35 protein-coding genes are annotated in these 26280 nt (G+C 66.4%); all 35 read right to left on the reverse strand.

Annotated features, from left to right (window positions below):
* Positions 1-39: 39 nt before the first annotated feature.
* Entirely contained in the window at positions 40-444 is a 405-nt protein-coding gene (gene rpsK, locus RCR19_RS15480; RefSeq protein ID WP_003956432.1) for a 30S ribosomal protein S11, read from the reverse strand.
* A 65-nt stretch (positions 445-509) separates the two neighbouring features.
* Positions 510-890, reverse strand: coding sequence for a 30S ribosomal protein S13 (rpsM, locus tag RCR19_RS15485; protein ID WP_331265693.1), 381 nt, complete (start codon positions 888-890; stop codon positions 510-512).
* Positions 891-1077: 187 nt separating this feature from the next.
* Positions 1078-1191 (reverse strand): 50S ribosomal protein L36, encoded by a 114-nt coding sequence (gene rpmJ, locus RCR19_RS15490; protein WP_003974245.1) that lies wholly within the window; start codon positions 1189-1191, stop codon positions 1078-1080.
* 59 nt (positions 1192-1250) lie between these two features.
* Positions 1251-1472 (reverse strand): translation initiation factor IF-1, encoded by a 222-nt coding sequence (infA, locus tag RCR19_RS15495; RefSeq protein ID WP_003948620.1) that lies wholly within the window; start codon positions 1470-1472, stop codon positions 1251-1253.
* Between the two features lie 173 nt (positions 1473-1645).
* Positions 1646-2482, reverse strand: coding sequence for a type I methionyl aminopeptidase (gene map, locus RCR19_RS15500; protein ID WP_331265694.1), 837 nt, complete (start codon positions 2480-2482; stop codon positions 1646-1648).
* Between the two features lie 134 nt (positions 2483-2616).
* Positions 2617-3279: an adenylate kinase gene (locus RCR19_RS15505; protein WP_059127186.1), complete on the reverse strand. Its 663-nt coding sequence runs from the start codon at positions 3277-3279 to the stop codon at positions 2617-2619.
* On the reverse strand, positions 3279-4592 hold the full coding sequence (gene secY / locus RCR19_RS15510; protein ID WP_331265695.1) for a preprotein translocase subunit SecY: 1314 nt from the start codon (positions 4590-4592) through the stop codon (positions 3279-3281). Before secY ends, RCR19_RS15505 begins: the two co-directional genes overlap by 1 nt.
* Before the next feature lie 241 nt (positions 4593-4833).
* Positions 4834-5289, reverse strand: a complete 456-nt coding sequence (gene rplO / locus RCR19_RS15515) for a 50S ribosomal protein L15 (RefSeq protein WP_059127184.1) — start codon at positions 5287-5289, stop codon at positions 4834-4836.
* Between the two features lie 2 nt (positions 5290-5291).
* Entirely contained in the window at positions 5292-5474 is a 183-nt protein-coding gene (gene rpmD, locus RCR19_RS15520) for a 50S ribosomal protein L30 (protein ID WP_059127183.1), read from the reverse strand.
* Between the two features lie 2 nt (positions 5475-5476).
* Positions 5477-6082 carry a 30S ribosomal protein S5 gene (rpsE, locus tag RCR19_RS15525; protein ID WP_009190144.1) on the reverse strand — a complete coding sequence of 202 codons (606 nt, stop codon included), beginning with the start codon at positions 6080-6082 and terminating at the stop codon, positions 5477-5479.
* A 39-nt stretch (positions 6083-6121) separates the two neighbouring features.
* Positions 6122-6505 carry a 50S ribosomal protein L18 gene (gene rplR / locus RCR19_RS15530; protein ID WP_059127182.1) on the reverse strand — a complete coding sequence of 128 codons (384 nt, stop codon included), beginning with the start codon at positions 6503-6505 and terminating at the stop codon, positions 6122-6124.
* A 3-nt stretch (positions 6506-6508) separates the two neighbouring features.
* A complete protein-coding gene (gene rplF, locus RCR19_RS15535) occupies positions 6509-7048 on the reverse strand; it encodes a 50S ribosomal protein L6 (RefSeq protein ID WP_331265696.1) in 540 nt (179 codons plus the stop codon).
* A 24-nt stretch (positions 7049-7072) separates the two neighbouring features.
* Entirely contained in the window at positions 7073-7471 is a 399-nt protein-coding gene (rpsH, locus tag RCR19_RS15540) for a 30S ribosomal protein S8 (protein WP_007384075.1), read from the reverse strand.
* A 209-nt stretch (positions 7472-7680) separates the two neighbouring features.
* Positions 7681-7866 (reverse strand): type Z 30S ribosomal protein S14, encoded by a 186-nt coding sequence (locus tag RCR19_RS15545; protein ID WP_059127180.1) that lies wholly within the window; start codon positions 7864-7866, stop codon positions 7681-7683.
* Between the two features lie 5 nt (positions 7867-7871).
* Complete coding sequence (rplE, locus tag RCR19_RS15550; RefSeq protein ID WP_016434630.1) at positions 7872-8429, reverse strand: 50S ribosomal protein L5; 558 nt, start codon at positions 8427-8429, stop codon at positions 7872-7874.
* A complete protein-coding gene (gene rplX, locus RCR19_RS15555) occupies positions 8429-8752 on the reverse strand; it encodes a 50S ribosomal protein L24 (RefSeq protein ID WP_059127179.1) in 324 nt (107 codons plus the stop codon). Before rplX ends, rplE begins: the two co-directional genes overlap by 1 nt.
* Positions 8753-8754: 2 nt before the next feature.
* Complete coding sequence (rplN, locus tag RCR19_RS15560) at positions 8755-9123, reverse strand: 50S ribosomal protein L14 (protein WP_003998823.1); 369 nt, start codon at positions 9121-9123, stop codon at positions 8755-8757.
* 185 nt (positions 9124-9308) lie between these two features.
* Positions 9309-9590 carry a 30S ribosomal protein S17 gene (gene rpsQ, locus RCR19_RS15565; protein ID WP_059127178.1) on the reverse strand — a complete coding sequence of 94 codons (282 nt, stop codon included), beginning with the start codon at positions 9588-9590 and terminating at the stop codon, positions 9309-9311.
* On the reverse strand, positions 9590-9814 hold the full coding sequence (gene rpmC / locus RCR19_RS15570; protein ID WP_018564811.1) for a 50S ribosomal protein L29: 225 nt from the start codon (positions 9812-9814) through the stop codon (positions 9590-9592). The genes rpsQ and rpmC overlap by 1 nt, the downstream gene beginning before the upstream one ends.
* Positions 9814-10233: a 50S ribosomal protein L16 gene (rplP, locus tag RCR19_RS15575; RefSeq protein ID WP_059127177.1), complete on the reverse strand. Its 420-nt coding sequence runs from the start codon at positions 10231-10233 to the stop codon at positions 9814-9816. The genes rpmC and rplP overlap by 1 nt, the downstream gene beginning before the upstream one ends.
* A gap of 5 nt (positions 10234-10238) precedes the next feature.
* On the reverse strand, positions 10239-11060 hold the full coding sequence (gene rpsC, locus RCR19_RS15580) for a 30S ribosomal protein S3 (protein ID WP_003998826.1): 822 nt from the start codon (positions 11058-11060) through the stop codon (positions 10239-10241).
* Positions 11060-11407 carry a 50S ribosomal protein L22 gene (gene rplV, locus RCR19_RS15585; RefSeq protein WP_331269453.1) on the reverse strand — a complete coding sequence of 116 codons (348 nt, stop codon included), beginning with the start codon at positions 11405-11407 and terminating at the stop codon, positions 11060-11062. Before rplV ends, rpsC begins: the two co-directional genes overlap by 1 nt.
* 42 nt (positions 11408-11449) lie before the next feature.
* Positions 11450-11731: a 30S ribosomal protein S19 gene (gene rpsS / locus RCR19_RS15590; protein WP_059127175.1), complete on the reverse strand. Its 282-nt coding sequence runs from the start codon at positions 11729-11731 to the stop codon at positions 11450-11452.
* A gap of 12 nt (positions 11732-11743) precedes the next feature.
* Positions 11744-12580, reverse strand: a complete 837-nt coding sequence (rplB, locus tag RCR19_RS15595; protein WP_059127174.1) for a 50S ribosomal protein L2 — start codon at positions 12578-12580, stop codon at positions 11744-11746.
* 40 nt (positions 12581-12620) lie between these two features.
* Complete coding sequence (rplW, locus tag RCR19_RS15600; RefSeq protein WP_331265697.1) at positions 12621-13040, reverse strand: 50S ribosomal protein L23; 420 nt, start codon at positions 13038-13040, stop codon at positions 12621-12623.
* On the reverse strand, positions 13040-13693 hold the full coding sequence (rplD, locus tag RCR19_RS15605; RefSeq protein WP_331265698.1) for a 50S ribosomal protein L4: 654 nt from the start codon (positions 13691-13693) through the stop codon (positions 13040-13042). Before rplD ends, rplW begins: the two co-directional genes overlap by 1 nt.
* 8 nt (positions 13694-13701) lie before the next feature.
* Positions 13702-14346, reverse strand: coding sequence for a 50S ribosomal protein L3 (gene rplC / locus RCR19_RS15610; protein ID WP_043443022.1), 645 nt, complete (start codon positions 14344-14346; stop codon positions 13702-13704).
* A gap of 16 nt (positions 14347-14362) precedes the next feature.
* A complete protein-coding gene (rpsJ, locus tag RCR19_RS15615; RefSeq protein WP_003948644.1) occupies positions 14363-14671 on the reverse strand; it encodes a 30S ribosomal protein S10 in 309 nt (102 codons plus the stop codon).
* A gap of 520 nt (positions 14672-15191) precedes the next feature.
* Positions 15192-16406 (reverse strand): alpha/beta fold hydrolase, encoded by a 1215-nt coding sequence (locus RCR19_RS15620; protein ID WP_331265699.1) that lies wholly within the window; start codon positions 16404-16406, stop codon positions 15192-15194.
* Positions 16407-16921: 515 nt separating this feature from the next.
* A complete protein-coding gene (gene tuf / locus RCR19_RS15625; RefSeq protein WP_059127169.1) occupies positions 16922-18115 on the reverse strand; it encodes an elongation factor Tu in 1194 nt (397 codons plus the stop codon).
* Positions 18116-18257: 142 nt separating this feature from the next.
* A complete protein-coding gene (gene fusA, locus RCR19_RS15630) occupies positions 18258-20384 on the reverse strand; it encodes an elongation factor G (protein WP_331265700.1) in 2127 nt (708 codons plus the stop codon).
* Between the two features lie 39 nt (positions 20385-20423).
* A complete protein-coding gene (gene rpsG / locus RCR19_RS15635) occupies positions 20424-20894 on the reverse strand; it encodes a 30S ribosomal protein S7 (RefSeq protein ID WP_003992340.1) in 471 nt (156 codons plus the stop codon).
* Positions 20895-20896: 2 nt separating this feature from the next.
* A complete protein-coding gene (gene rpsL, locus RCR19_RS15640; protein ID WP_003948652.1) occupies positions 20897-21268 on the reverse strand; it encodes a 30S ribosomal protein S12 in 372 nt (123 codons plus the stop codon).
* A gap of 353 nt (positions 21269-21621) precedes the next feature.
* On the reverse strand, positions 21622-22179 hold the full coding sequence (locus tag RCR19_RS15645; RefSeq protein ID WP_331265701.1) for a DUF1707 and DUF4190 domain-containing protein: 558 nt from the start codon (positions 22177-22179) through the stop codon (positions 21622-21624).
* 138 nt (positions 22180-22317) lie between these two features.
* Entirely contained in the window at positions 22318-26217 is a 3900-nt protein-coding gene (locus RCR19_RS15650; protein ID WP_331265702.1) for a DNA-directed RNA polymerase subunit beta', read from the reverse strand.
* Positions 26218-26280 lie beyond the last annotated feature (63 nt).

Raw genomic sequence — 26280 nt, forward strand, 5'->3', positions numbered from 1 at the left:
GTACCGCCCGAAACCGCTGTCCTGCGGAGCGGCCGTGCGTCAGACGCGGCGGCGCTTCGGCGGACGGCAGCCGTTGTGCGGGGTCGGGGTGACGTCCTGGATGGAGCCGACCTCGAGGCCCGTGGCCTGCAGGGAGCGGATCGCGGTCTCACGGCCGGAACCCGGGCCCTTGACGAACACGTCGACCTTGCGCATGCCGTGCTCCTGCGCGCGACGGGCGGCCGACTCGGCGGCCATCTGCGCGGCGAACGGCGTGGACTTCCGGGAGCCCTTGAAGCCGACGTGGCCGGCGGAGGCCCAGGAGATCACGTTGCCCGACGGGTCGGTGATCGAAACGATGGTGTTGTTGAACGTGCTCTTGATGTGCGCGTGGCCGTGAGCGACGTTCTTCTTTTCCTTGCGGCGCACCTTCTTGGCAGCGCCCTGACGTCCCTTGGGGGGCATCTACTAACTCCTACGGGAGGTGGTCGGTCCTACAGCGAAGACCGTGGACAGGTGTCCGCTGCGGACTACTTCTTGCCCGGCTTCTTCTTACCGGCGATGGCGCGACGCGGGCCCTTGCGGGTGCGGGCGTTGGTGCTGGTGCGCTGACCGCGGACGGGCAGACCCCGGCGGTGCCGCAGACCCTGGTAGCAGCCGATCTCGACCTTGCGGCGGATGTCGGCCTGGATCTCACGACGGAGGTCACCCTCGGTCCTGATGTTGTTGTCGACGTACTCGCGGATCGCGACCAGCTGCTCTTCGCTCAGGTCGCGGACGCGGGTGTTCGGGTCGACGCCGGTCGCAGCCAGCGTCTCCTGCGAGAGGGTCCGGCCGATGCCGAACACGTAGGTCAGGGCGACCTCCACGCGCTTTTCGCGCGGGATGTCAACACCGGAAACGCGTGCCATTCAATGGCTCCAGTTGATCTTCGGAGGTCTTCCGCAGAACCGGCTCCCAGCCGCCGTACCAGGTACGAACTGGGTCCCCGGCCTCCGAGCCGGGGGTGTCGGAACCGATCGGTTCCGGGTCCTGCGTATGAACATATTCAGCTTGCGTCGCGCGAAGTTCTGCGGATGCAGAGGATGCGGTCCTGCGTCAGCCCTGGCGCTGCTTGTGGCGCGGGTTGTCGCAGATGACCATGACCCGACCGTGACGGCGGATCACCCTGCACTTGTCACAGATCTTCTTGACGCTCGGCTTGACCTTCATGGATGTGAGGTTCTCCGGGTCAGTGCCACCACCCCGTGGAGACGGGGTACCGGCAAGATCTACTTGTAGCGGTAGACGATCCGGCCACGCGTCAGGTCGTACGGAGAAAGCTCCACCACGACCCGGTCGTCAGGGAGAATGCGGATGTAGTGCATACGCATCTTGCCGCTGATGTGTGCCAGGACCTGGTGGCCGTTCTGGAGCTCGACCTTGAACATGGCGTTCGGAAGAGACTCGACGACAGTGCCCTCGATCTCGATGGCACCTTGCTTCTTGGCCACGCTTCGCCCTTCGAATCGACTACCTTGATCGGCTCCGCGTACCGCATGCGGACATGCGGATGCACGAGAGCCGACGAGTCAGTCTACGTCAGGCCTCTCGGAAAGACGAATCGCGGAAGTCTGCCCCATGTCCGAGATCATCATGCGGACAGGGGCCTGTCCGGCACCGGCTCTCAGGCGAGCGGGTCCGGCGCGGCCGTCACGCCGTACTCGGCGAGCTTGGCCCGGCCGCCGTCGGGGGACGTCAGCACCAGCGGGCCCTGTTCGGTCAGGGCGACGGAGTGCTCCCAGTGCGAGGACCAGGTGCCGTCGGTGGTGATGACGGTCCAGTCGTCCTCGAGGACGTCCGTCTTCGGGGTGCCCAGGGACACCATCGGCTCGATGGCCAGGCAGAACCCGGGTACCAGCTTGGGGCCCTTGCCACGGCGGCGGTCCACGTAGTTCAGCAGATGGGGGTCCATGTGCATCTCGGTGCCGATGCCGTGCCCGCCGTAGTCCTCGATGATCCCGTACTTGCCGCCACCGGGCTTCGGCTGCCTGCGGATGTAGGTCTCGATGGCCCGGGAGACGTCGACCAGGCGGTTGCCCTGCTTCATGGCGGCGATCCCGGCCCACATGGACTCCTCGGTCACCCGGGAGAGCTCGATCAGCTCGGGGGCGTGACCGGACCCCACGAACGCCGTGTAGGCGGCGTCGCCGTGCCAGCCGTCGACGATGGCGCCGGCGTCGATGGAGATGATGTCCCCGTCCTTGAGCACGACCTCCTCGGACGGGATGCCGTGGACGACGACCTCGTTCACCGAGGTGCAGATGGTGGCGGGGAAACCGCCGTACCCGAGGAAGTTCGGCTTGGCCCCGTGCTCCGCGAGAACCTTGCGGGCGACCTCGTCCAGGTCCTTCGTCGTGGCGCCCGGCACGGCCGCCTCGCGCGTGGCCGCGTGCACGGCGGCGACGACCAGCCCCGCCTCACGCATCCTGGCGATCTGCTCGGGGGTCTTGATCTGCACCATGACGACTGCGGCCTTTCTGGACCGGAGAGAAACACGGACTTCTTCAACGATACGGGCGCGCCGGACCGCCCATCACCGCTCACAGCTCGGCCGCGGCTCCCGGAGGGAACCGCGGCCGTGTGTGCCGGGAGCGACTACTTGGCGCCGTCCTTCTGCTGGAGCGCCTCCATCGCGCGCTGGGTGACGTCCTCCACCTTGCCGAGCGCGGAGATCGTGACCACCAGGCCCTGCGACTTGTAGTAGTCGATGATCGGCTCGGTCTGCGTGTGGTAGACCTCGAGCCGCTTGCGGACGGTCTCCTCGGAGTCGTCGTCGCGCTGGTAGAGCTCGCCGCCGCAGACGTCGCAGACGCCTTCCTGCTTGGCCGGCTTGTACGACACGTGGAAAACGTGCGCCGAGTCGTTGCGGCAGACGCGTCGTCCCGCGATGCGCTTGACGACCTCTTCCTCGGGAACCTCGAGGTCGAGGACCGCGTCCAGCTTCATGCCCTCGGTCCTGAGCATCTCGTCCAGTGCCTCGGCCTGCTTCACATTGCGAGGGAAGCCGTCCAGGAGAAAGCCGTTCTTCGCGTCGGGCTGCTCCATGCGGTCCTTGGCCATCGCGATGGTGACCTCGTCGGGAACCAGCTCACCGCGGTCCATGTAGGACTTCGCGAGTTTGCCAAGGTCCGTCTGCCGGCTGATGTTGGCGCGGAACAGGTCGCCCGTGGAGATGTGCGGGATCGACAGGTTCTTGGCGAGGAACGCGGCCTGCGTTCCCTTGCCGGCACCCGGCGGCCCGACGAGGACGATTCGCATCAGCGGAGGAACCCTTCGTAATTGCGCTGCTGGAGCTGGCTCTCGATCTGCTTCACCGTCTCGAGACCGACACCCACGATGATCAGGATGCTGGTTCCGCCGAACGGGAAGTTCTGGCTCGCCCCGAAGCCGACCAACGCCACTGTCGGTACGAGAGCAATCAGACCCAGGTACAGCGATCCCGGCCAGGTGATCCGGTTGAGCACGTACGAGAGGTACTCAGCAGTGGGCCTACCGGCCCGGATGCCCGGGATGAAGCCACCATACTTCTTCATGTTGTCCGCGACTTCTTCGGGGTTGAACGAGATGGCCACGTAGAAGAACGCGAAGAAAACAATCAACAAGAAGTACATAGTGATGTAAATCGGGTGGTCGCCCTTGGTCAGGTTCTGCTGGATCCAGGCTTTCCACCCGGAATTACCCCCGGAGAACTGCGCGATCAGGGCCGGGATGTACAGCAGCGACGACGCGAAGATGACGGGGATCACACCCGCCTGGTTCACCTTCAGCGGGATGTAGGTCGAGGTCCCGCCGTAGGAACGCCGGCCGATCATGCGCTTCGCGTACTGGACCGGGATGCGCCGCTGGGCCTGCTCGACGAAGACGACCAGGCCGACCATGACGAGGCCGACGAGGATGACGGTGCCGAACTCGATCCAGCCGCCGGCCAGGGTGCCCTGCTTCTTGATCGCCCACAGCGCGGACGGGAAGGTCGCGGCGATCGAGATGAACATCAGAATGGACATGCCGTTGCCGATGCCGCGGTCGGTGATCAGCTCACCGAGCCACATGACGACGGCCGTTCCGGCGGTCATGACGACGACCATCGTGATGGTCGTGAAGATCGACTGGTCGGGGACGATCGAGGTCGCCACCGGGCAGCCCGAGAACAGCGCGCCGCTGCGGGCGGTCGCCACCAGGCCGGTGCCCTGGAGGATCGCGAGGGCCACCGTCAGGTAACGGGTGTACTGCGTGATCTTCGTCGTGCCCGCCTGGCCCTCCTTCTTGAGGGCTTCCAGGCGCGGAATGACCACGGTCAGCAGCTGGAGAATGATGCTCGCCGTGATGTACGGCATGATGCCCAGTGCGAAGATCGTGATCTGCAGCAGCGCGCCACCGCTGAACATGTTGACCAGACCGAACAGGCCCTGGTTGCCCTTGGCGACGTCGATACACGTCTGGACGCTCTTGTAGTCGACGCCCGGGATCGGAATGTGTGTACCGACCCGGTACACCACGATGATGGCGAGCGTGAAGAGCAGCTTCTTGCGCAGGTCGGGCGTCCTGAACGCCCGGGCGAACGCGGTGAGCACGGTGCCTCCTGCGACCCCCGCGCGTCTGCGTCAAGGGTGACGGTCTTGAGTATCCGACTGAACAACGACTTGGGTAACGGCTGACTGCCGCCCTGAGTGCCCGAACCGCGGCACCCTGTGAAAGTTGGCAGTGCAGGCCACCTTACCGGCGAGACTGCCCCCTTGGAACGACCAACCGGGGATACCCCATGTGGGATATCCCCGGCCGGGATCGTTCAGGTCATCGAGACGCCCGAAATTCTCAGACGAGCTCGGTGACGGTACCGCCGGCGGCGGTGATCTTCTCCTTGGCGGAGCCGGAGACGGCGTCGACCGTCACCTGCAGCGCCACGGAGATCTCGCCCTGTCCGAGGACCTTGACGAGCGCGTTCTTGCGAACGGCACCCTTGGCCACCAGACCCTCGACGGTGACCTCGCCACCCTCGGGGTAGAGCGCGGCCAGCTTGTCGAGGTTCACGACCTGGTACTCGGTCTTGAACGGGTTCTTGAAGCCCTTCAGCTTCGGAAGGCGCATGTGGAGTGGCATCTGGCCACCCTCGAAGCGCTCCGGAACCTGGTAGCGGGCCTTCGTGCCCTTGGTACCACGACCGGCCGTCTTACCCTTGGACGCCTCACCACGACCCACACGGGTCTTGGCGGTCTTGGCGCCCGGGGCGGGACGGAGGTTGTGGATCTTGAGCGGGTTCTGCTCCGCCATGATCAGTCGACCTCCTCGACCGACACGAGGTGGCGGACGGTGTGCACCATGCCGCGGAACTCGGGACGGTCCTCCTTGACGACCACGTCACCCAGGCGCTTGAGGCCCAGGGAACGCAGCGTGTCGCGGTGGTTCTGCTTGCTGCCGATGTAGGACTTCACCTGCGTGATCTTGAGCTGCGCCATGATTACGCACCCGCCCCGGCACGCGCACGCAGCAGGGCCGCGGGGGCGACGTCCTCGAGCGGCAGACCACGGCGGGCCGCGATCTCCTCGGGGCGCTGCAGGCCCTTCAGTGCCTCCACGGTCGCGTGCACGATGTTGATCGCGTTGTCGGAGCCGAGCGACTTCGACAGCACGTCGTGGATACCGGCGCACTCGAGCACGGCACGCACCGGACCACCGGCGATAACACCGGTACCGGGCGACGCGGGCTTCAGGAGCACGACGCCGGCAGCCTTCTCACCCTGGATCGGGTGCGGGATGGTGCCCTGGATACGCGGGACCTTGAAGAAGTGCTTCTTGGCCTCCTCAACGCCCTTGGCGATGGCGGCCGGCACCTCCTTGGCCTTGCCGTATCCGACACCCACGGTGCCGTCACCGTCGCCCACCACGACCAGCGCGGTGAAGCTGAAGCGACGACCACCCTTCACAACCTTGGCGACGCGGTTGATCGCGACAACGCGCTCAACGTACGCGGTCTTCTCGGCGGCAGCAGCGCCGCCGTCACGGCCCTTCCGGTCCCGCCGCTCGCCGCCACCGGCACCGCCACCGCGGCGCTGGGGTCCAGCCATTGGAATTACCTCTCTCTGTTTCCGCTAGCTACGGCAGGCTCAGAACTTGAGCCCGGCTTCGCGGGCGGCGTCCGCCAGGGCGGCGATGCGCCCGGCGTACTGGTTGCCACCACGGTCGAACACGACAGCCTCGACACCGGCGGCCTTGGCGCGCTCGGCGACCAGGGCGCCGACCTGCTTGGCCTGCGCGGACTTGTCGCCCTCGCCACCACGGACCGAGGTGTCCAGCGTGGACGCCGATGCCAGGGTGTGGCCCTTGAGGTCGTCGATCACCTGCGCCACGATGTGGCGGTTGGAGCGGGTCACGACCAGACGCGGACGCTCCGCCGTACCCGAGATCCGCTTGCGGATCCGGATGTGACGGCGCTTGATCGCGGCGCGCTTGTAGGCGTCGCCCTTGAGGATCTTCTGTCCGTATGCCATGGCTTACTTACCCGCCTTTCCGACCTTGCGGCGGATGACTTCGCCCTCGTACTTGACGCCCTTGGCCTTGTACGGGTCGGGCTTGCGCAGCTTGCGGATGTTGGCCGCAACCTCGCCGACCTTCTGCTTGTCGATGCCCTCGACCGAGAAACGGGTGGGGGCCTCCACCTTGAAGGTGATGCCCTCGGGGGCCTCGACGGTGATCGGGTGGCTGTAGCCGAGCGCGAACTCGAGGTTCGAGCCCTTGGCGCTCACGCGGTAACCGACACCGCTGATCTCGAGCTTCTTCACGTAACCCTGGGTCACGCCGGTGATCATGTTCGCCACCAGCGTGCGGGACAGGCCGTGCAGGGCCTTGTTCTGACGCTCGTCGTTGGGGCGGGTGACGTGCAGAACGCCGTCCTCACCCTTGGCGATCTCGATCGGCGACACGACGGTGTGGGTCAGCGTGCCCTTGGGGCCCTTGACCGAGACCGTGTTGCCGTCGATGGTGACGTCCACGCCGGCGGGAACCGCGATGGGGAGCTTGCCGATGCGCGACATAGCTGTTTCCTCCGTTCCCTTCCGTTACCAGACGTAGGCGAGGACTTCTCCGCCTACGCCCTTCTTGCCGGCCTGCTTGTCGGTGAGGAGCCCGTGGGACGTGGAGATGATCGCCACGCCGAGGCCGCCGAGCACCTTCGGCAGGTTGGTGGACTTCGCGTACACCCGGAGACCGGGCTTGGAGATCCGCTTGATGCCCGCGATGGAGCGCTCACGGTTCGGGCCGAACTTCAGCTCGAGAACGAGGTTCTTGCCGACCTCGGCGTCCTCGACCTTCCAGCCCGTGATGAAGCCCTCCTGCTGGAGGATCTCCGCGATGTGCGACTTGATCTTCGATGCCGGCATCGTCACGGAGTCGTGGTATGCCGAGTTCGCGTTCCGCAGACGCGTAAGCATGTCTGCGATCGGATCAGTCATGGTCATGAATTGGCCTTCGGCCTCTCTCGCCGGGGTTTCCTGGTGCGCCATCCCTCTCCCCGATCCGAGACGGGACGGGTGCGGCGCGGTGGACCTACGGCGTAGTAAGTCGTACGGGCGACAGACGCCCAACCCCACAAGCTTAATGCATGTGAGTTGGGCCGCCTGCCGACCCAGATGCTTACCGAGAGTCCTGCATCAACCCAATAGGGCTGTTACCAGGAGCTCTTGGTCACGCCCGGCAGCTCGCCACGGTGAGCCATCTCACGAAGGCACACGCGGCACAGGCCGAACTTGCGGTACACGGAGTGCGGACGACCGCAGCGCTGGCAGCGGGTGTAGCTGCGCACACCGAACTTGGGCTTACGAGCAGCCTTCGCGATCAGAGCCTTCTTCGCCATCTCGCTCACGCCTCCTTGAACGGGAAGCCGAGGTGACGAAGGAGCGCGCGGCCCTCAGCGTCGTTGGTCGCCGTGGTGACCACGGTGATGTCCATACCCCGGACACGGTCGATCTTGTCCTGGTCGATCTCGTGGAACATGACCTGCTCCGTGAGACCGAAGGTGTAGTTGCCACGGCCGTCGAACTGCTTGGGGGACAGACCGCGGAAGTCGCGGATGCGCGGCAGCGCGAGCGACAGGGTGCGGTCGAGGAACTCCCACATGCGGTCGCCACGAAGCGTGACGTGGGCACCGATCGGCTGACCCTCACGCAGCTTGAACTGCGCGATGGACTTGCGGGCCTTGGTGACGGCCGGCTTCTGACCGGTGATCGTGGTGAGGTCCCGGATGGCGCCCTCGATCAGCTTGGAGTCGCGGGCGGCGTCGCCCACACCCATGTTGACCACGATCTTGACGAGGCCGGGAATCTGCATGACGTTCTCGTACTTGAACTCGTCACGCAGCTTGCCCGCGATCTCCTCGCGGTACTTCTGCTTCAGACGCGGAGTGGTGGTGGTAGCCATCAGATGTCCTCACCCGTCCGCTTGGCAACGCGGATCTTGTTGCCGTTCTCGTCGAAGCGGTAGCCGACACGCGTGACGACCTTGTTGCCGTCCTTCTCCACGACCAGCTGAACGTTGGACACGTGGATCGGGGCCTCGGTGGTCACGATGCCGCCGGCCTGCGAACCGCTGGCGGTCGGACCGGCCTTGGTGTGCTTCTTGACCCGGTTGACACCCTCGACCAGGACACGCTCGTCGCGCGGGTAAGCGGCAATGACCTTGCCCTGCTTGCCCTTGTCCTTGCCGGTGATGACCTGGACCAGGTCGCCCTTCTTGATCTTCATGCTTACAGCACCTCCGGCGCGAGCGAGATGATCTTCATGAACTTCTTCTCGCGCAGCTCACGGCCGACCGGGCCGAAGATGCGGGTGCCGCGAGGGTCGCCGTCGTTCTTCAGAATGACGGCGGCGTTCTCGTCGAAGCGGATGTACGAGCCGTCCGGACGGCGGCGCTCCTTGACGGTGCGAACGATGACCGCCTTGACGACGTCACCCTTCTTCACGTTGCCACCGGGGATCGCGTCCTTGACGGTGGCGACGATGACGTCACCGATGCCCGCGTAGCGGCGACCGGAACCACCGAGCACACGGATGCAAAGGATCTCCTTCGCACCAGTGTTGTCGGCGACGCGCAGTCGCGACTCCTGCTGGATCACGTCTATCTCCTGATCGTCTGCCGGTTCCCTCCGGGTGTTGGCCCGGAGAGCCTGGCGGAACTGTCCTGCGGGGGATACCGCAGGAATTACTTACTCCTCTGCAGGCGGGAACCCACGCCGGGGGCCGGGCACCCTGAGGTGCGGCCCCCGGCGGGGGTCAGCAGGGGCCGTGCGGCCCCCGCTTGTTACTTCGCCTTCTCGAGGATCTCGACGATGCGCCAGTGCTTCGAGGCGGACAGCTTGCGCGTCTCCATCAGGAGGACGCGGTCGCCGACGCCGGCAGCGTTCTGCTCGTCGTGCGCCTTGAGCTTGTTGGTACGGCGCAGGACCTTGCCGTACAGCGCGTGCTTCACACGGTCCTCGACGGCGACGACGACGGTCTTGTCCATCTTGTCGCTGACGACCAGACCCTCACGGGTCTTGCGGGCGTTGCGCTCGGTCTGCTCAGTCACATTCTTCTCGCTCATCAGGCGTTCTCCACCGTTTCGATGCCCAGCTCACGCTCGCGCATCAGGGTGTAGATCCGCGCGATGTCCTTGCGGACCGCCTTCAGACGGCCGTGGTTCTCGAGCTGTCCCGTCGCCGCCTGGAAGCGGAGGTTGAACAGCTCTTCCTTGGCCTCGCGGAGCTTGCCAAGAAGCTCCTCGTTGCCCAGCTCGCGCAGCTCGGACGCCTTGGTACCGGCCGACATCACGCTTCACCTGCCTCGCGCTTGACGATCCGGCACTTCATCGGCAGCTTGTGGGCCGCACGAAGGAGCGCCTCACGGGCGATCTTCTCGTTCGGGTAGGACAGCTCGAACATCACGCGACCAGGCTTGACGTTCGCGATCCACCACTCCGGCGAACCCTTACCGGAACCCATGCGGGTCTCGGCGGGCTTCTTGGTCAGCGGGCGGTCCGGGTAGATGTTGATCCAGACCTTGCCGCCACGCTTGATGTGACGGGTCATGGCGATACGAGCCGCCTCGATCTGGCGGTTCGTCACGTACGCCGGGGTCAGCGCCTGGATGCCGTACTCGCCGAACGCAACCTGCGTTCCACCCTTGGCCATTCCATCGCGCTTCGGGTGGTGCTGCTTGCGGTGCTTGACCCTACGGGGGATCAGCATGTCGGTCAGGCCTCCGTTCCGGTGCTCTCAGCCGGAGCGGACGCGGGAGCCTCGGCCTTGGGGGCCTCGGCGCCGGCAGCCTGCTGCGGCTTACGACCGCGCCGCTCGCCACCGCGGCCACCACGGGCCGGGCGGTCGGCGCCACCGCGGGCCGGGCGGTTACCCGCACGGGCGGCAGCGTTCTCGGCGCGGACCTCGGCGATGTTCTTGACATCGCCCTTGTAGATCCAGACCTTCACGCCGATGCGGCCGAAGGTCGTCTTGGCCTCGAAGAAGCCGTAGTCCACGTTCGCGCGGAGCGTGTGCAGGGGCACACGGCCCTCGCGGTAGAACTCCGAGCGGGACATCTCGGCGCCGCCGAGGCGGCCACCGCACTGAATCTTGATGCCCTTGGCGCCAGCCTTCATCGCCGACTGCATGCTCTTGCGCATGGCGCGGCGGAAGGAGACGCGGGAGGAGAGCTGCTCGGCAACGGCCTGCGCCACCAGCTGAGCGTCGGTCTCGGGGTTCTTGACCTCGAGGATGTTCAGCTGGACCTGCTTGCCCGTGAGCTTCTCGAGGTCGCCGCGGATGCGGTCGGCCTCGGCGCCACGGCGGCCGATGACGATGCCCGGACGCGCGGTGTGGATGTCCACACGGACGCGGTCACGGGTGCGCTCGATCTCCACCTTGGAGATACCGGCGCGCTCCATGCCGGACGTCATCATCCGACGGATGGCGACGTCTTCCTTGACGTAGTCCTTGTACAGCTTGTCGGCGTACCAACGCGACTTGAAGTCGGTCGTGACACCGAGCCGGAACCCGTGCGGGTTTACCTTCTGGCCCATTACCGGGTTCCTTCCTTGCTGCTGACGACCACGGTGATGTGGCTGGTCCGCTTGCGGATCCGGTAGGCACGGCCCTGGGCGCGCGGACGGAACCGCTTCAGGGTCGGGCCCTCGTCGACGTACGCCTCGGAGATGAAGAGGCTGTCGACATCGGTGTGGTCGTAGTTGTGCGCGGCGTTGGCGATGGCGCTGTCCAGCACCTTGCCGACCGGCACGCTCGCGGCCTGCGGGGCGAAACGCAGGACCGCCTGAGCCTCCGCGGCATCCATGCCACGGATGAGGTCCACCACGCGGCGGGCCTTCATGGGCGTGACGCGGATGTACCGCGCCTGGGCCCTGGCGTCCATGGTTGTCCTTCCAGTGTCTGTCATGGTCATTCCACCCCGCTACTAGCGGCGCTTTGACTTCCGGTCGTCCTTGACGTGACCCCGGAAGGTGCGCGTCGGCGAGAACTCGCCGAGCTTGTGGCCGACCATCGACTCGGTGACGAACACCGGAATGTGGGTCTTGCCGTTGTGCACCGCGATCGTGTGGCCGAGCATGGCCGGGATGATCATGGAGCGTCGGGACCAGGTCTTGATGACGTTCTTGGTGCCGGCTTCGTTCTGGGCGTCCACCTTCTTGCTCAGGTGGTCGTCGACGAAGGGCCCCTTCTTGAGACTGCGCGGCATCTAAACCCGCTCCTAGCGCTTCTTGTTCGTCTTGCGGCGGCGGACGATGTACTTGTTGCTCGCCTTCTTGGCGGAACGAGTACGGCCTTCCTTCTGGCCCCACGGGGACACCGGGTGGCGGCCACCGGAGGTACGACCCTCACCACCACCGTGCGGGTGGTCCACGGGGTTCATGACCACACCACGCACGGTCGGGCGGACGCCCTTCCAGCGCATACGGCCGGCCTTGCCCCAGTTGATGTTCGACTGCTCGGCGTTGCCGACCTCACCGACGGTGGCGCGGCAGCGCGCGTCCACCATGCGGATCTCGCCGGACGGCATACGGAGGGTCGCCATGGCGCCCTCACGAGCCAGCAGCTGCACGGAGGCACCCGCGGAACGGGCGAACTTGGCGCCGCCACCGGGACGGAGCTCGATCGCGTGGATCGTGGTACCGACCGGGATGTTGCGGAGTGCCAGGTTGTTGCCCGGCTTGATGTCGGCCCCGGGACCGTTCTCGACGCGGTCGCCCTGCGCAAGGCCGCGCGGCGCGAGGATGTAGCGCTTCTCGCCGTCGGCGTAGTGCAGCAGCGCGATGCGCGCGGTGCGGTTGGGGTCGTACTCGATGTGCGCGACCTTCGCCGGCACGCCGTCCTTGTCGTGACGACGGAAGTCGATCACACGGTAGGCGCGCTTGTGTCCGCCACCCTGGTGGCGAACGGTCACACGACCGGCGTTGTTACGGCCGCCCTTGCTGTGCAGCGGGCGGACCAGCGACTTCTCCGGCGTGGACCGCGTGACCTCGACGAAGTCGGCGACGCTGGCGCCACGACGGCCCGGCGTAGTCGGCTTGTACTTGCGGATTCCCATTTCTCAGTCCTCGTCCGATATCGGACGATCCGGACCGCCCTCAGGCGGTCGGACCGCCGAAGATGTCGATACGGTCGCCCTCGGCGAGGGTCACGATCGCGCGCTTGGTGGCGGCACGCTGGCCGAAGCCCGTACGGGTCCGCTTGCGCTTGCCCTGGCGGTTGATCGTGTTGACCCCGGTGACCTTGACCTCGAAGACCGCCTGGACGGCCTCCTTGATCTGGGTCTTGTTCGCACGCGGGTCGACGATGAACGTGTACTTGTTCTCGTCGATGAGCGCGTAGCTCTTCTCCGACACGACCGGCTTCAGCAGGACGTCACGGGGGTCCGAGTACGACTTGCTCGCCGGGGTGACGACGGTGTTCTTGCCCTCGGCGGCGTGGCGACGCGCCTTGGCGACGCGCGCGGCCTTGGCGGCCTTGGCCGCCTTCGAGGCAATGGCGGGGTGACGGATAGCCATCAGGCCTCGCTCCCTTCGGTGTCGTTGGCCTTCGGGCCGGACACGAAGGACTCGAAAGCGGCCTGGGTGAAGACCACGTCGTCGGAGACGATCACGTCGTACGTGTTCAGCTGGCCCGGCTCCAGGATGTGGACCTGGGGCAGGTTGCGAGCGGACAGCAGGGCCTTGTCGTTCTCGCGCTCGATGACCAGGAGCACGTTCTTGCGCTCGCTGATCTTGCCGAGGAGAGCCTTGGCGGCCTTGGTGGAGACGTCCGACTCGACCACGTCGGTCACGACGTGGATGCGGTTGTTGCGGGCCCGGTCGGTGAGGGCGTGGCGCAGGGCCGCGGCCTTCATCTTCTTGGGGGTCCGCTGCGAGTAGTCGCGCGGCACGGGACCGTGCACGACGCCACCACCGGCGAACTGCGGGGCGCGGGTCGAACCCTGACGGGCGCGACCGGTGCCCTTCTGGCGGTACGGCTTCTTGCCGCCACCACGGACCTCGGCGCGGGTCTTCGTCTTGTGCGTGCCCTGACGGGCAGCGGCCAGCTGTGCGACGACGACCTGGTGGATCAGCGGAACGCTGACCTTCTCAACGCCGAAGATCTCCGCGGGGAGCTCGACGGAACCGGCCTTCTCGCCCGCCGGCGAAAGGATGTCAACAGTGCTCATCGGTTACCTCAGGCCCCCTTGGCCGCGGTGCGGACCAGGACGAGGCCGCCGTTCGGACCAGGAACCGCGCCCTTGATGAGCAGCAGACCCTTCTCCGCGTCAACGGCGTGGACGGTCAGGTTCTGGGTGGTGACCCGCTCGTGGCCCATGCGACCCGCCATGCGGACGCCCTTGAACACACGGCCCGGGGTGGCGCAGCCACCGATCGAACCGGGAGAGCGGTGCTTGCGCTGGACACCGTGTCCGGCGCCGAGGCCCTTGAAGTTGTGACGCTTCATGACACCGGCGAAGCCCTTGCCCTTGCTCTTGCCGGTGACGTCGACCTTCACGCCGGCCTCGAACACCTCAGCGGTGATCTCCTGGCCGAGGGTGTACTCGGCGGCGTCCGCCGTGCGGATCTCGACGAGGTGACGGCGCGGGGTGACGTCGGCCTTCGCGAAGTGGCCCTTGAGGGGCTTGTTCACCTTGCGGGGGTCGATCTCGCCGAAGGCGATCTGGACCGACTCGTAGCCGTCGGCGTCGTTCGTACGAACCTGGGTCACGACGTTGGGGCCGGCCTTGACGACGGTCACGGGGACGACACGGTTGTTCTCGTCCCAGACCTGCGTCATGCCGAGCTTCTCGCCCAGGATGCCCTTGATCTGCTTAGCCATTCTCAGATCACCGGCCTCAGAGCTTGATCTCGATGTCGACACCGGCCGGGAGGTCGAGTCGCATCAGAGAGTCAACGGTCTTGGGCGTCGGGTCGAGAATGTCGATCAGGCGCTTGTGGGTACGCATCTCGAAGTGCTCGCGCGAGTCCTTGTACTTGTGCGGCGACTTGATGACGCAGTACACGTTCTTCTCAGTGGGCAGCGGCACCGGGCCCGCGACCGACGCACCAGTACGCGTCACCGTCTCGACGATCTTCTTCGCCGAGGAGTCGATGACCTCGTGGTCGTAGGCCTTGAGCCGGATGCGGATCTTCTGTCCCGCCATGGCTACTCCGTAGTCCTGTCTCTCTTACGCTCTGGGACCCGGCGTTCCGAGCCTCTCTCCGACCCACGCGGTCGGGCGTGTCGCGCTCCCGCTGACACAGATGTCCCTTGTTCGAACATCCCTGCAGGGGGAACACGGCCCTTCCGGAACCGCGGGACCGGGAGCGAGGAGCCCACCGGGCGCCTGGCCGGTGTCGCGCCCACACTTCCCGGAAGATTCCCGTACGTCCGCCCCAGCGCTGCCGTGAGGCAGTTAGGGCGACGAGTACTGTGGGACTCGCTTCCGGTCCTCCCGACGGGAGGCGCGCAGCATCAACACTCGACCGAGCAACTCCGACAGTCTGCCACAGCAGGCGGGGGGCTGGCCAATCGAGCCGTAGAGAGTACCCCGGCGGAGTCGTAGGCGAAACGCGGGCCTCGATGCCCGCCTCCGGCGTTCGGGCTTCCCGCCCGTCCACGGCCCGCGCCGGGCGGCACGGGGGACGAAGCAGGGGGCAGGTGTGCGTGAGCGGGCCGGGCCCCTACACCGTTTGCTGCAGCCAGTCGAAGACCACCTCGCAGTGCTGCTGCGGAGCCATCGGCGAGCAGTGCATCTGGGCACCGGTCGCGGCGGTGAGCCTCACGTAGTCCTTGGGAGCGGTCAGCGCCTCGTACATCTGACGTGCCTGCCCCGGGTAGAACTGCTCGAACTCGTAGTCCAGGACGAGGGTCGGCACCTTGATGCGGCTCACCACGTTCGTCGTGGCCAGTGACTGGATCAGCTTGGCCGGGGTGTAGAAGTCGGTGAAGAGCTTGCCCTGGCGGGCGGCGAGCATCGCCGGCACGGAGAACGGCTCGAAGCGCGTCTTCAGGATCGCCGCGTCGGTGCGCGACAGCTTCGGGGCCACCTCCTTGTTCCAGACGTTGTTGGTCTCGTCCTTGGTCGCGGCCAGGATCTCCCGGACCTGCTTGGGAAAGGCCAGCCACGGCTCCAGCAGCCCGGGCATGGCCACCAGGGCCGCGATGCGCTCCTCGAAGGCCGCGGCACGGGCGGTCAGATTCCCCGCCATGCTGAGCCCGGCAAGGGCGATCTTGGCGCGATTGACATCGGACCTGGCGAGCAGCCAGTCGACGACGGGCGTCACCACGTGCTCCCAGCTGGGGGTGAAGGGCACCCGGTTCACGAAGAGCAGCTGACCCTGTCCGGGTCCGTCGTACACCAGGGCGTTCCACCCCCGGTCCAGGGCGGTACGGACCCCGTAGGTCCACATGTCCACGTTCTGCCCGTCGCTGCCGTTGGTGAGGATCACCGTGGGACGGGCCCGTCCCGAGGCGTCCGGCCGGAAGAACCACACGGGCAGCGGTGTGCTCTCGTAGGTGATGTTGTCCGTCACGGGAGCCGGGTCGCACAGCCCGCAGAAGGCGTCCCAGGCGCCGCGGCCCGCCTGGTACAGCGCTTCCTCGCTGCCGGGGTCCTCGGAGCCCAGCACGCAGGACAGCGCCTGCGCGTAGTACTGCGCCGCCCTCAGGGCCCGGAAGCGCATGGTCTCCGCGTCGGGTCTGGCGTTCCCGGGCTCCTTCGTCAGACGGTCCCCGAGCCTTCGGAAGGTCTGGGTGTAGGTCTGGGCGGAGAGACCGGCCTTGTTGATGGTGTTGACGGCGGTCAGCACCTCCCCCGCGTCGGCACTGCCCTGCCCGGCCCCACCGAGCGCCCAGAGCCCGCTGAAGTTGAACCCTTCGTCGTCGAACAACGTCATCACACCGGGGGCGGGGCCGGCCTTCGGAGCGGGTACCGGACTCGTGCGCACGGTGGCCGGCCTTCGCGTGTACCTCGGCCTCGGGGCCGTGCACCCGGCGGCCACCGCCGCCCCGGCCGCACCGACGAGCCCGGCGAGGGCGCCACGCCGACTGGGACCGGACGTCTGATCACCCATTGCGCTCTTCATGCCAACCGAACATATGAGTCGCGCCCGTTCCCCCCGGGTGCGACACCCGCCGTTCCCTCGAACGGCACGACCCGTGTAACTCCGGTGCCGGAACGGGCCGATCCGCCATGTGAGCGAGGGCATCCGTCCGACCGCTCGGCGGGCGGGTCCGGTACTGCCGAATGCGGCCGCCGCTGCGGATCCCGTGAAGCGGAACCCGTGAAAAGGCCCGGCCTCGCGACGCCGGTTGCCCGCACATGGAAAAGCGAAGAGGCCCGTACGACCGAAGTCGTACGGGCCTCTTCAGGTCAACTACCCCGAGGGGTCGGACCCTCAAGCGAGTGGACTCACTTGTTGATCTTGATGACCTGGCCGGCGCCCACGGTGCGGCCACCCTCACGGATGGCGAACTTCAGGCCCTCTTCCATGGCGATGGGCTGGATGAGCTCCACCTTCATCTCGGTGTTGTCACCCGGCATGACCATCTCGGTGCCCTCGGGGAGGGTCACGACGCCGGTCACGTCCGTCGTACGGAAGTAGAACTGCGGGCGGTAGTTGTTGAAGAACGGCGTGTGGCGGCCACCCTCGTCCTTGGACAGGATGTAGGCCTGCGCCTCGAACTCCGTGTGCGGGGTGACCGAGCCGGGCTTGATGATGACCTGGCCGCGCTCGACGTCCTCGCGCTTGATACCGCGGAGCAGCAGACCGACGTTCTCACCGGCCTGGCCCTCGTCGAGCAGCTTGCGGAACATCTCGATGCCGGTGACCGTGGTGGTGGTCTTCTCGGTCTTGATGCCGATGATGTCGACGGTCTCGTTGACCTTGAGGATACCGCGCTCGATACGACCGGTGACGACGGTGCCACGACCGGTGATCGTGAAGACGTCCTCGATCGGCATCAGGAACGGCTTGTCGACGTCGCGCTCCGGCTCCGGGATCGACTCGTCGACGGCCTTCATCAGGTTGAGGACCGACTCGGTCCACTTCGCGTCGCCCTCGAGGGCCTTGAGCGCGGAGACCTGGACGACCGGAACGTCGTCGCCCGGGAACTCGTACTCGGAGAGGAGCTCACGGACCTCGAGCTCGACGAGCTCCAGGATCTCCTCGTCGTCCACCATGTCGGCCTTGTTCAGGGCGACGACGATGTACGGAACGCCGACCTGGCGGGCCAGGAGCACGTGCTCCTTGGTCTGCGGCATCGGGCCGTCGGTGGCGGCGACCACGAGGATCGCGCCGTCCATCTGCGCGGCACCCGTGATCATGTTCTTGATGTAGTCCGCGTGACCCGGGCAGTCGACGTGCGCGTAGTGACGGGTCTCCGTCTGGTACTCGACGTGCGCGATGGAGATGGTGATACCGCGCTGACGCTCCTCGGGCGCCTTGTCGATGTTGTCGAACGCGGTCGCCTCGTTCAGGTCCGGGTACGCGTCGTGCAGCACCTTGGTAATGGCGGCCGTGAGGGTCGTCTTACCGTGGTCGATGTGACCGATGGTGCCGATGTTGACGTGCGGCTTAGTCCGCTCGAACTTCGCCTTCGCCACTGGGGTCCTCCTGTGGAGTGGTTCTGTACGCCTTACTCATCGGCGCCAGGTGATCTTTGCTGGGGTGCCGCCCGCCGGGGTCCTTCGCGGGGAAGAACCCCCGGCGGTCGGTGTCAAGCCTAAAGCGTGTAAACGGGGTGCGTTACTCGCCCTTGGCCTTCGCGATGATCTCCTCGGCGACGTTCCGGGGAACCTCGGCGTAGGAGTCGAACTGCATCGAGTAGCTCGCGCGACCCGACGTCTTGCTGCGGAGGTCGCCGACGTAGCCGAACATCTCCGACAGCGGAACCAGGCCCTTCACGACACGGGCGCCGGCACGCTCCTCCATGGCCTGGATCTGGCCACGACGGGAGTTGATGTCACCGATGACCTCGCCCATGTAGTCCTCGGGCGTGGTGACCTCGACGGCCATCATCGGCTCGAGCAGCACGGGGCTGGCCTTGCGCGCGGCCTCCTTGAAGGCCTGCGAACCGGCGATCTTGAAGGCGAGCTCGGAGGAGTCGACCTCGTGGTAGCCACCGTCGATGAGCGTGACGCGGACGCCGGTCATCTCGTAGCCGGCGAGGATGCCGAACTGCATGGCCTCCTGCGCACCGGCGTCGACCGAAGGGATGTACTCCTTCGGGATACGACCACCGGTCACCTTGTTCACGAACTCGTACGAGGCGTCGCCGCCCTCGATGGGCTCGATCGCGATCTGGACCTTGGCGAACTGTCCGGTACCACCGGTCTGCTTCTTGTGGGTGTAGTCCACACGCTCGACGGCCTTGCGGATCGTCTCGCGGTAAGCGACCTGCGGCTTGCCGACGTTGGCCTCGACCTTGAACTCACGGCGCATACGGTCGACCAGCACCTCGAGGTGCAGCTCGCCCATACCACCGATGATGGTCTGGCCGGTCTCCTCGTCCGAGTGGACCTGGAAGGACGGGTCCTCCTCGGCCAGGCGCTGGATCGCGACGCCCAGCTTCTCCTGGTCGCCCTTCGACTTGGGCTCGATGGCGACCTGGATGACCGGCGCCGGGAAGTCCATGGACTCCAGGATGACCGGCTTCTTGTCGTCGGACAGCGTCTCACCGGTGGTGGTCTGCTTCAGGCCCATGACGGCGACGATGTCGCCGGCGCCCACCGACTCGATCTCCTCACGCTTGTTGGCGTGCATGCGGTAGATCTTGCCGATGCGCTCCTTCTTGCCCTTGACGGAGTTCAGCACCGCGGTGCCGGACTCCAGGCGGCCCGAGTAGACCCGGACGAAGGTGAGCTTGCCGAGGTGCGGGTCGCTCATGATCTTGAACGCCAGCGCCGACAGCGGCTCCTCGTCGGACGGCTTGCGCCTGACGACCTCCTCCGGGTCGTTGACGGCGTGGCCCTCGATGGCCTCGACGTCGAGCGGGGAGGGGAGGTAGCGCACGACCGCGTCGAGCAGGGGCTGGACGCCCTTGTTCTTGAACGCGGTACCGCAGAACACCGGGGTGACCGTGGTGTCCTTGGACTTGCCGGAGGCGATGGTGATACGACGGATCGCGGCGTACAGCTGCTCCTCGGAGGGCTCCTCGCCCTCCAGGTACAGCTCCATGATCTCTTCGTCGTTCTCGGCGACGGACTCGACGAGCTTGCCGCGCCACTCCTCGGCCGCCTCGGTGTGCGTGGCCGGGATGTCGACGATGTCGTACATCTCGCCCTTGGTGGCCTCGGCGGACCACACGAGCGCCTTCATGCGGACCAGGTCCACGACGCCCTTGAAGTCGGCCTCGGCACCGATCGGCAGCTGCATGACCAGCGGCTGCGCACCCAGGCGGTCGGAGATCATGTCGACGCAGCGGTGGAACTCGGCACCGGTGCGGTCGAGCTTGTTGACGAAGCAGATACGCGGAACGCCGTAGCGGTCCGCCTGACGCCACACCGTCTCGGACTGCGGCTCCACGCCGGCGACGCCGTCGAACACCGTCACGGCACCGTCGAGCACGCGCAGGGAGCGCTCCACCTCGACCGTGAAGTCGACGTGGCCCGGGGTGTCGATGATGTTGATGGTGTGGTCGACGTCTTCCAGCGGCCAGTGACAGGTGGTGGCAGCAGAGGTGATCGTGATGCCACGCTCCTGCTCCTGCTCCATCCAGTCCATGGTGGCAGCGCCGTCGTGGACCTCACCGATCTTGTACGAAACGCCGGTGTAGAACAGGATCCGCTCGGTGGTGGTCGTCTTGCCCGCGTCGATGTGGGCCATGATCCCGATGTTGCGGACCTTGGCCAGGTCAAGTGAAGTGGTAGCCATAAGGCTTCAGTCTTCTCTCGGTCTCGATGTGGGTAGCGACTACCAGCGGTAGTGCGCGAAGGCCTTGTTGGACTCGGCCATCTTGTGCGTGTCCTCGCGCTTCTTCACAGCGGCACCGAGGCCGTTGGACGCGTCGAGGAGTTCGTTCAGCAGACGCTCGGTCATCGTCTTCTCGCGACGGGCGCGGGAGTAACCGACGAGCCAGCGCAGCGCGAGCGTGTTGGCGCGACCGGGCTTGACCTCGATCGGAACCTGGTACGTCGCACCACCGACACGGCGGGACTTGACCTCGAGGGTCGGCTTGATGTTCTCGAGGGCGCGCTTCAGCGTGATGATCGGGTCGTTGCCCGTCTTCTCACGCAGGCCCTCCATGGCGCCGTAGACGATGCGCTCGGCGGTGGAGCGCTTGCCGTTCAGCAGCACCTTGTTGATCAGGGAGGTCACCAGAGGAGAGCCGTAAACCGGGTCGATGATGACCGGACGCTTCGGGGCGGGGCCCTTACGAGGCATTCTTACTTCTCCTTCTTGGCGCCGTAACGGCTGCGGGCCTGCTTGCGGTTCTTGACACCCTGGGTGTCGAGGGAGCCACGGATGATCTTGTAGCGAACACCCGGCAGGTCCTTCACACGGCCGCCGCGCACGAGCACGATGGAGTGCTCCTGCAGGTTGTGTCCCTCACCCGGAATGTAGGCCGTGACCTCGATCCCGCTGGTCAGACGCACACGCGCGACCTTACGCAGGGCCGAGTTCGGCTTCTTCGGGGTGGTCGTGAACACACGCGTGCAGACGCCACGACGCTGAGGGGAACCCTCGAGTGCGGGCGTCTTGTTCTTCTCGACCTTGTCCTGCCGGCCCTTGCGGACCAGCTGCTGGATCGTAGGCACTACTTCTCCGGTTTCTGTGTGCCGATAGGTACAGCTAACCTGGAACTTCTCCGACCCACGCGGTCGGGTGTGTCGAATCCCGCAGACTCCCGCCGCAAGACGGAGAGGGCGCAGATTACGGTGGGCGGTGACGGCTCGCCATGCGGTTTCAAGGCACGCACGAGAGCCAGGGCACACCCCAGGCACAAGGTCTGAGCGTACCTACCTCATTCGCTGTGGTCAAAACAAATGGACCCGGCCTGCATCGACGCGCGGAACATGTCAACCCCGTACGCCGTATGTGATCTTCGAATCAACGGTACGGGCACCTCGCGCCACTGAGGGCCGTCACCCGGGGAACGCCCGCCCGGGCCTCACACCGACACGAGCGCCACCGCCAGGAACAGCACCAGGACGAGTGCCCAGCCCGCCGTCGACAGCCAGCCCAGGACGAGTCCGGTCAGCGCCAGCCCGTCGCCGGCCTCACCCCTGCGGCGGATCTCGGCGCGGGCCGCGTGTCCCAGGACCACCGCGGGGATACCCGTGAGACCTGCGGTGGGCAGGCAGAGCAGACCGCAGATCAGGGCCCCGACGGCCTTCTCGTTGGTCTTCGGCGGGGGTGGCGGCAGGAACGTCTGCGGCACGCCGTCCGTGCGCGGCGCGGGTCCCTGGGGCAGGTCGGCCACCAGCAGGGACAGTTCGCCGAGCGTACGGGCCGTGTACGCCCGCGCGACCCGGTCGTCGAACTCCGGCTGCCCGAGCCGCCCTTCGGCGTACCCCGCCCTGAGCACGTCCACGGCGCGCTCGCGGTCGGCGTGCGAGGCCAGCAGGGACGACGAGGCGGACGGGACGGCGACCTGACCCGGCCACGGCTGGGGGAACCCACCCTGCACCTGGCCCTGTTGCCAGGGTTGCCACGACGGATTCGACACGGAGCACCTCCCCCGATTTCTCCCATCATGCGCCGTACGGCCCCTCCCGCACAGGTATTGGCGGGCACCGGTTGCGCCGAACGCCGAAGGGCGGTCACTCCGCAATGGAGTGACCGCCCCTCAACTCAAGCTGCTCGCTTACTGGTTGTACGGACCGTAGTCGTAGTCCTCCAGCGGCACGGCCTGGCCGGAGCCCGTGCCGAACGGCGAGTAGTCGATGTCGTCGTAGCCGACGGCCGAGTACATCGCGGCCTTGGCCTCCTCGGTCGGCTCCACCCGGATGTTGCGGTAGCGGGACAGACCCGTACCGGCCGGGATGAGCTTACCGATGATGACGTTCTCCTTGAGGCCGATCAGGGAGTCGGACTTGGCGTTGATCGCCGCGTCCGTGAGGACCCTGGTCGTCTCCTGGAAGGACGCCGCCGACAGCCAGGACTCGGTCGCCAGCGAGGCCTTGGTGATACCCATGAGCTGCGGACGACCGGAGGCCGGGTGACCGCCCTCCTGGACCACACGACGGTTCTCCTGCTCGAACTTCGAGCGCTCGACCAGCTCGCCGGGCAGCAGCTCGGCGTCGCCGGACTCGATGATCGTCACACGGCGGAGCATCTGCCGGATGATGATCTCGATGTGCTTGTCGTGGATCGACACACCCTGCGAGTTGTAGACCTTCTGGACCTCGCCGACCAGGTGGACCTGGACGGCACGCTGACCCAGGATGCGCAGCACGTCGTGCGGGTTGGTGGCACCCACGGTGAGCTTCTGGCCCACCTCGACGTGCTCGCCCTCGCCGACCAGGAGTCGGGCGCGCTTCGAGATCGGGAACGCCGTCTCGTCGCTGCCGTCGTCCGGCGTGACGACGATCTTCTTGGTCTTCTCGGTCTCCTCGATCCGGACGCGGCCGTGGGCCTCGGAGATCGGGGCGACACCCTTCGGGGTACGGGCCTCGAAGAGCTCGACGACACGGGGCAGACCCTGGGTGATGTCGTCACCGGCCACACCACCGGTGTGGAAGGTACGCATCGTCAGCTGGGTACCGGGCTCACCGATGGACTGGGCGGCGATGATGCCGACCGCCTCACCGATGTCGACCAGCTTGCCCGTGGCCAGCGAGCGCCCGTAGCACATGGCGCAGGTGCCGACGGCGGACTCACAGGTCAGGACCGAGCGGGTCTTGACCTCCTCGATGCCCTGCAGGATCAGCTCGTCGATGAGCACGTCGCCCAGGTCGGTACCGGCCGGGGCCAGCACCTTTCCGTCGACGACGATGTCCTCGGCGAGGCAGCGCGCGTACACGGACGTCTCGACGTTCTCCGCCTTGCGCAGGACGCCGTCGGCACCGCGCTCGGCGATGTGCAGCTTGAGGCCGCGCTCGGTGCCGCAGTCCTCCTCGCGGATGATGACGTCCTGCGACACGTCCACCAGACGACGGGTGAGGTAACCCGAGTCGGCGGTACGCAGGGCGGTGTCCGCGAGACCCTTACGCGCACCGTGCGTGGAGATGAAGTACTCCAGCACGGACAGGCCCTCACGGAACGACGCCTTGATGGGCCGCGGAATCGTCTCGTTCTTCGCGTTCGACACAAGACCACGCATACCGGCGATCTGACGCATCTGCATCATGTTGCCTCGTGCACCCGAGTTCACCATCATGAAGATCGGGTTGGTCTTCGGGAAGTTCTCGTTCATCGCCTCGGCGACCTCGTTGGTCGCCTTGGTCCAGATCGCGATGAGCTCCTGCGTGCGCTCGTCCTTGGTGATCAGACCGCGCTCGTACTGCTTCTGGACCTTCTCGTCCTGCGCCTCGTAGCCCTTGACGATCTCCTTCTTCGCCTCGGGAACGACGACGTCGGAGATGGCGACGGTGACGCCGGAACGGGTCGCCCAGAAGAAGCCGGCCGCCTTCAGGTTGTCGAGCGTCGCCGCCACGATGACCTTCGGGTAGCGCTCGGCGAGGTCGTTGACGATCTCGGAGAGCTGCTTCTTGCCGACCTCGTAGTCGACGAACGGGTAGTCCTCGGGCAGCAGCTCGTTGAAGAGCGCACGGCCCAGCGTCGTCTTCAGCCGGAAGCTGTCACCCTGCTGCCACTCCGGCTCGCCCTCCTCCTGGGCCGGCGGGGTCCAGCCGCGCGGCGGGATGGTGCCCACCGGGAAGCGGATGTCCACGCGCGACTGCAGCGAGAGCTCGCCGGCGTCGAACGCCATGATCGCCTCGGCCACGGACGCGAAGGAGCGGTCCTCGCCCTTCACGTTCCGCATCTCGCCGTCCGTGGTCAGGAAGAACAGACCGAGGACCATGTCCTGGGTCGGCATCGTGACCGGGCGGCCGTCGGCCGGCTTGAGGATGTTGTTCGAGGACAGCATCAGGATGCGGGCCTCGGCCTGCGCCTCCGCGGACAGCGGCAGGTGCACGGCCATCTGGTCACCGTCGAAGTCCGCGTTGAACGCGGTGCAGACGAGCGGGTGGATCTGGATGGCCTTGCCCTCGACCAGCTGCGGCTCGAAGGCCTGGATGCCGAGGCGGTGCAGCGTGGGCGCACGGTTCAGCAGAACCGGGTGCTCCGCGATGACCTCTTCCAGCACGTCGTACACGACCGTGCGGCCGCGCTCGACCATGCGCTTGGCCGACTTGATGTTCTGCGCGTGGTTCAGGTCCACCAGACGCTTCATCACGAACGGCTTGAACAGCTCCAGCGCCATCGCCTTCGGCAGACCGCACTGGTGCAGCTTCAGCTGCGGACCGACGACGATCACGGAACGCGCCGAGTAGTCGACACGCTTGCCGAGCAGGTTCTGACGGAAACGGCCCTGCTTACCCTTCAGCATGTCGCTGAGGGACTTCAGCGGGCGGTTGCCGGGGCCAGTGACGGGGCGGCCGCGACGACCGTTGTCGAAGAGGGCGTCAACAGCCTCCTGAAGCATGCGCTTCTCGTTGTTGACGATGATCTCCGGGGCACCGAGGTCCAGGAGCCTCTTCAGACGGTTGTTGCGGTTGATCACACGGCGGTACAGGTCGTTCAGGTCGGAGGTCGCGAAGCGGCCACCGTCCAGCTGCACCATCGGACGCAGGTCCGGCGGGATGACCGGCACGCAGTCGAGGACCATGCCCTTGGGGCTGTTGGAGGTCTGCAGGAACGCGGACACGACCTTCAGCCGCTTCAGCGCACGGGTCTTCTTCTGGCCCTTGCCGGTGCGGATGATCTCGCGGAGACGCTCGGCCTCCTCGTCGAGGTCGAAGGACTCCAGGCGCTTCTGCAGCGCAGCGGCACCCATCGAACCGTCGAAGTACGTGCCGAAGCGGTCACGCAGCTCGCGGTAGAGCAGCTCGTCGCCCTCGAGGTCCTGGACCTTGAGGTTCTTGAAGCGGGTCCACACCTCGTCGAGGCGGTCGATCTCGCGCTGCGCACGGTCGCGCAGCTGCTTCATCTCGCGCTCGGCACCCTCGCGCACCTTGCGGCGCACGTCGGCCTTGGCACCCTCGGCCTCCAGCTCGGCCAGGTCGGCCTCGAGCTTCTTGGCGCGGGCCTCCAGGTCGGCGTCGCGACGGTTCTCGATCTGCTGCCGCTCGACGGAGACGTGCGCCTCCAGGGAGGGCAGGTCACGCGTACGGCGCTCCTCGTCGACGTACGTGATCATGTACGCCGCGAAGTAGATGACCTTCTCCAGGTCCTTCGGGGCAAGGTCGAGCAGGTAGCCCAGCCGCGACGGAACACCCTTGAAGTACCAGATGTGCGTGACGGGGGCGGCCAGCTCGATGTGGCCCATCCGCTCACGGCGCACCTTCGCACGCGTGACCTCGACGCCACAGCGCTCGCAGATGATGCCCTTGAAGCGGACGCGCTTGTACTTGCCGCAGTAGCACTCCCAGTCCCGGGTGGGGCCGAAGATCTTCTCGCAGAAGAGGCCGTCCTTCTCGGGCTTGAGGGTGCGGTAGTTGATGGTCTCGGGCTTCTTGACCTCGCCGTGGCTCCACTGACGGATGTCGTCAGCGGTGGCCAGGCCGATCCGGAGCTCGTCGAAGAAGTTGACGTCGAGCACTATGCGTCAATCCCTCTCAGGGTCGTAAGTCGTTCGGTCTGTACGGGGGCCTGGGGGTCGGCG

It is taken from the genome of Streptomyces sp. WAC07094, from assembly GCF_036320405.1.
Classification (GTDB): domain Bacteria; phylum Actinomycetota; class Actinomycetes; order Streptomycetales; family Streptomycetaceae; genus Streptomyces; species Streptomyces lannensis.

Coding starts and splice junctions, on each gene's coding strand:
- rpsK (WP_003956432.1), bottom strand. CDS start 444: ATGCCCCCCAAGGGACGTCAGGGCGCTGCCAAGAAGGTGCGCCGCAAG.
- rpsM (WP_331265693.1), bottom strand. CDS start 890: ATGGCACGCGTTTCCGGTGTTGACATCCCGCGCGAAAAGCGCGTGGAG.
- rpmJ (WP_003974245.1), bottom strand. CDS start 1,191: ATGAAGGTCAAGCCGAGCGTCAAGAAGATCTGTGACAAGTGCAGGGTG.
- map (WP_331265694.1), bottom strand. CDS start 2,482: ATGGTGCAGATCAAGACCCCCGAGCAGATCGCCAGGATGCGTGAGGCG.
- RCR19_RS15505 (WP_059127186.1), bottom strand. CDS start 3,279: ATGCGAATCGTCCTCGTCGGGCCGCCGGGTGCCGGCAAGGGAACGCAG.
- rplO (WP_059127184.1), bottom strand. CDS start 5,289: ATGGCGGAGCAGAACCCGCTCAAGATCCACAACCTCCGTCCCGCCCCG.
- rpmD (WP_059127183.1), bottom strand. CDS start 5,474: ATGGCGCAGCTCAAGATCACGCAGGTGAAGTCCTACATCGGCAGCAAG.
- rpsE (WP_009190144.1), bottom strand. CDS start 6,082: ATGGCTGGACCCCAGCGCCGCGGTGGCGGTGCCGGTGGCGGCGAGCGG.
- rplR (WP_059127182.1), bottom strand. CDS start 6,505: ATGGCATACGGACAGAAGATCCTCAAGGGCGACGCCTACAAGCGCGCC.
- rplF (WP_331265696.1), bottom strand. CDS start 7,048: ATGTCGCGCATCGGCAAGCTCCCCATCGCGGTTCCCGCCGGCGTGGAC.
- rpsH (WP_007384075.1), bottom strand. CDS start 7,471: ATGACCATGACTGATCCGATCGCAGACATGCTTACGCGTCTGCGGAAC.
- RCR19_RS15545 (WP_059127180.1), bottom strand. CDS start 7,866: ATGGCGAAGAAGGCTCTGATCGCGAAGGCTGCTCGTAAGCCCAAGTTC.
- rplE (WP_016434630.1), bottom strand. CDS start 8,429: ATGGCTACCACCACCACTCCGCGTCTGAAGCAGAAGTACCGCGAGGAG.
- rplX (WP_059127179.1), bottom strand. CDS start 8,752: ATGAAGATCAAGAAGGGCGACCTGGTCCAGGTCATCACCGGCAAGGAC.
- rpsQ (WP_059127178.1), bottom strand. CDS start 9,590: ATGAGCGAGAAGAATGTGACTGAGCAGACCGAGCGCAACGCCCGCAAG.
- rpmC (WP_018564811.1), bottom strand. CDS start 9,814: ATGTCGGCCGGTACCAAGGCGTCCGAGCTGCGCGAGCTGGGCAACGAG.
- rplP (WP_059127177.1), bottom strand. CDS start 10,233: ATGCTGATCCCCCGTAGGGTCAAGCACCGCAAGCAGCACCACCCGAAG.
- rpsC (WP_003998826.1), bottom strand. CDS start 11,060: ATGGGCCAGAAGGTAAACCCGCACGGGTTCCGGCTCGGTGTCACGACC.
- rplV (WP_331269453.1), bottom strand. CDS start 11,407: ATGGACGCCAGGGCCCAGGCGCGGTACATCCGCGTCACGCCCATGAAG.
- rpsS (WP_059127175.1), bottom strand. CDS start 11,731: ATGCCGCGCAGTCTCAAGAAGGGGCCCTTCGTCGACGACCACCTGAGC.
- rplB (WP_059127174.1), bottom strand. CDS start 12,580: ATGGGAATCCGCAAGTACAAGCCGACTACGCCGGGCCGTCGTGGCGCC.
- rplW (WP_331265697.1), bottom strand. CDS start 13,040: ATGGCTATCCGTCACCCCGCCATTGCCTCGAAGGCGGCCAAGGCCGCC.
- rplD (WP_331265698.1), bottom strand. CDS start 13,693: ATGAGCACTGTTGACATCCTTTCGCCGGCGGGCGAGAAGGCCGGTTCC.
- rplC (WP_043443022.1), bottom strand. CDS start 14,346: ATGGCTAAGCAGATCAAGGGCATCCTGGGCGAGAAGCTCGGCATGACG.
- rpsJ (WP_003948644.1), bottom strand. CDS start 14,671: ATGGCGGGACAGAAGATCCGCATCCGGCTCAAGGCCTACGACCACGAG.
- RCR19_RS15620 (WP_331265699.1), bottom strand. CDS start 16,406: ATGACGTTGTTCGACGACGAAGGGTTCAACTTCAGCGGGCTCTGGGCG.
- fusA (WP_331265700.1), bottom strand. CDS start 20,384: ATGGCTACCACTTCACTTGACCTGGCCAAGGTCCGCAACATCGGGATC.
- rpsG (WP_003992340.1), bottom strand. CDS start 20,894: ATGCCTCGTAAGGGCCCCGCCCCGAAGCGTCCGGTCATCATCGACCCG.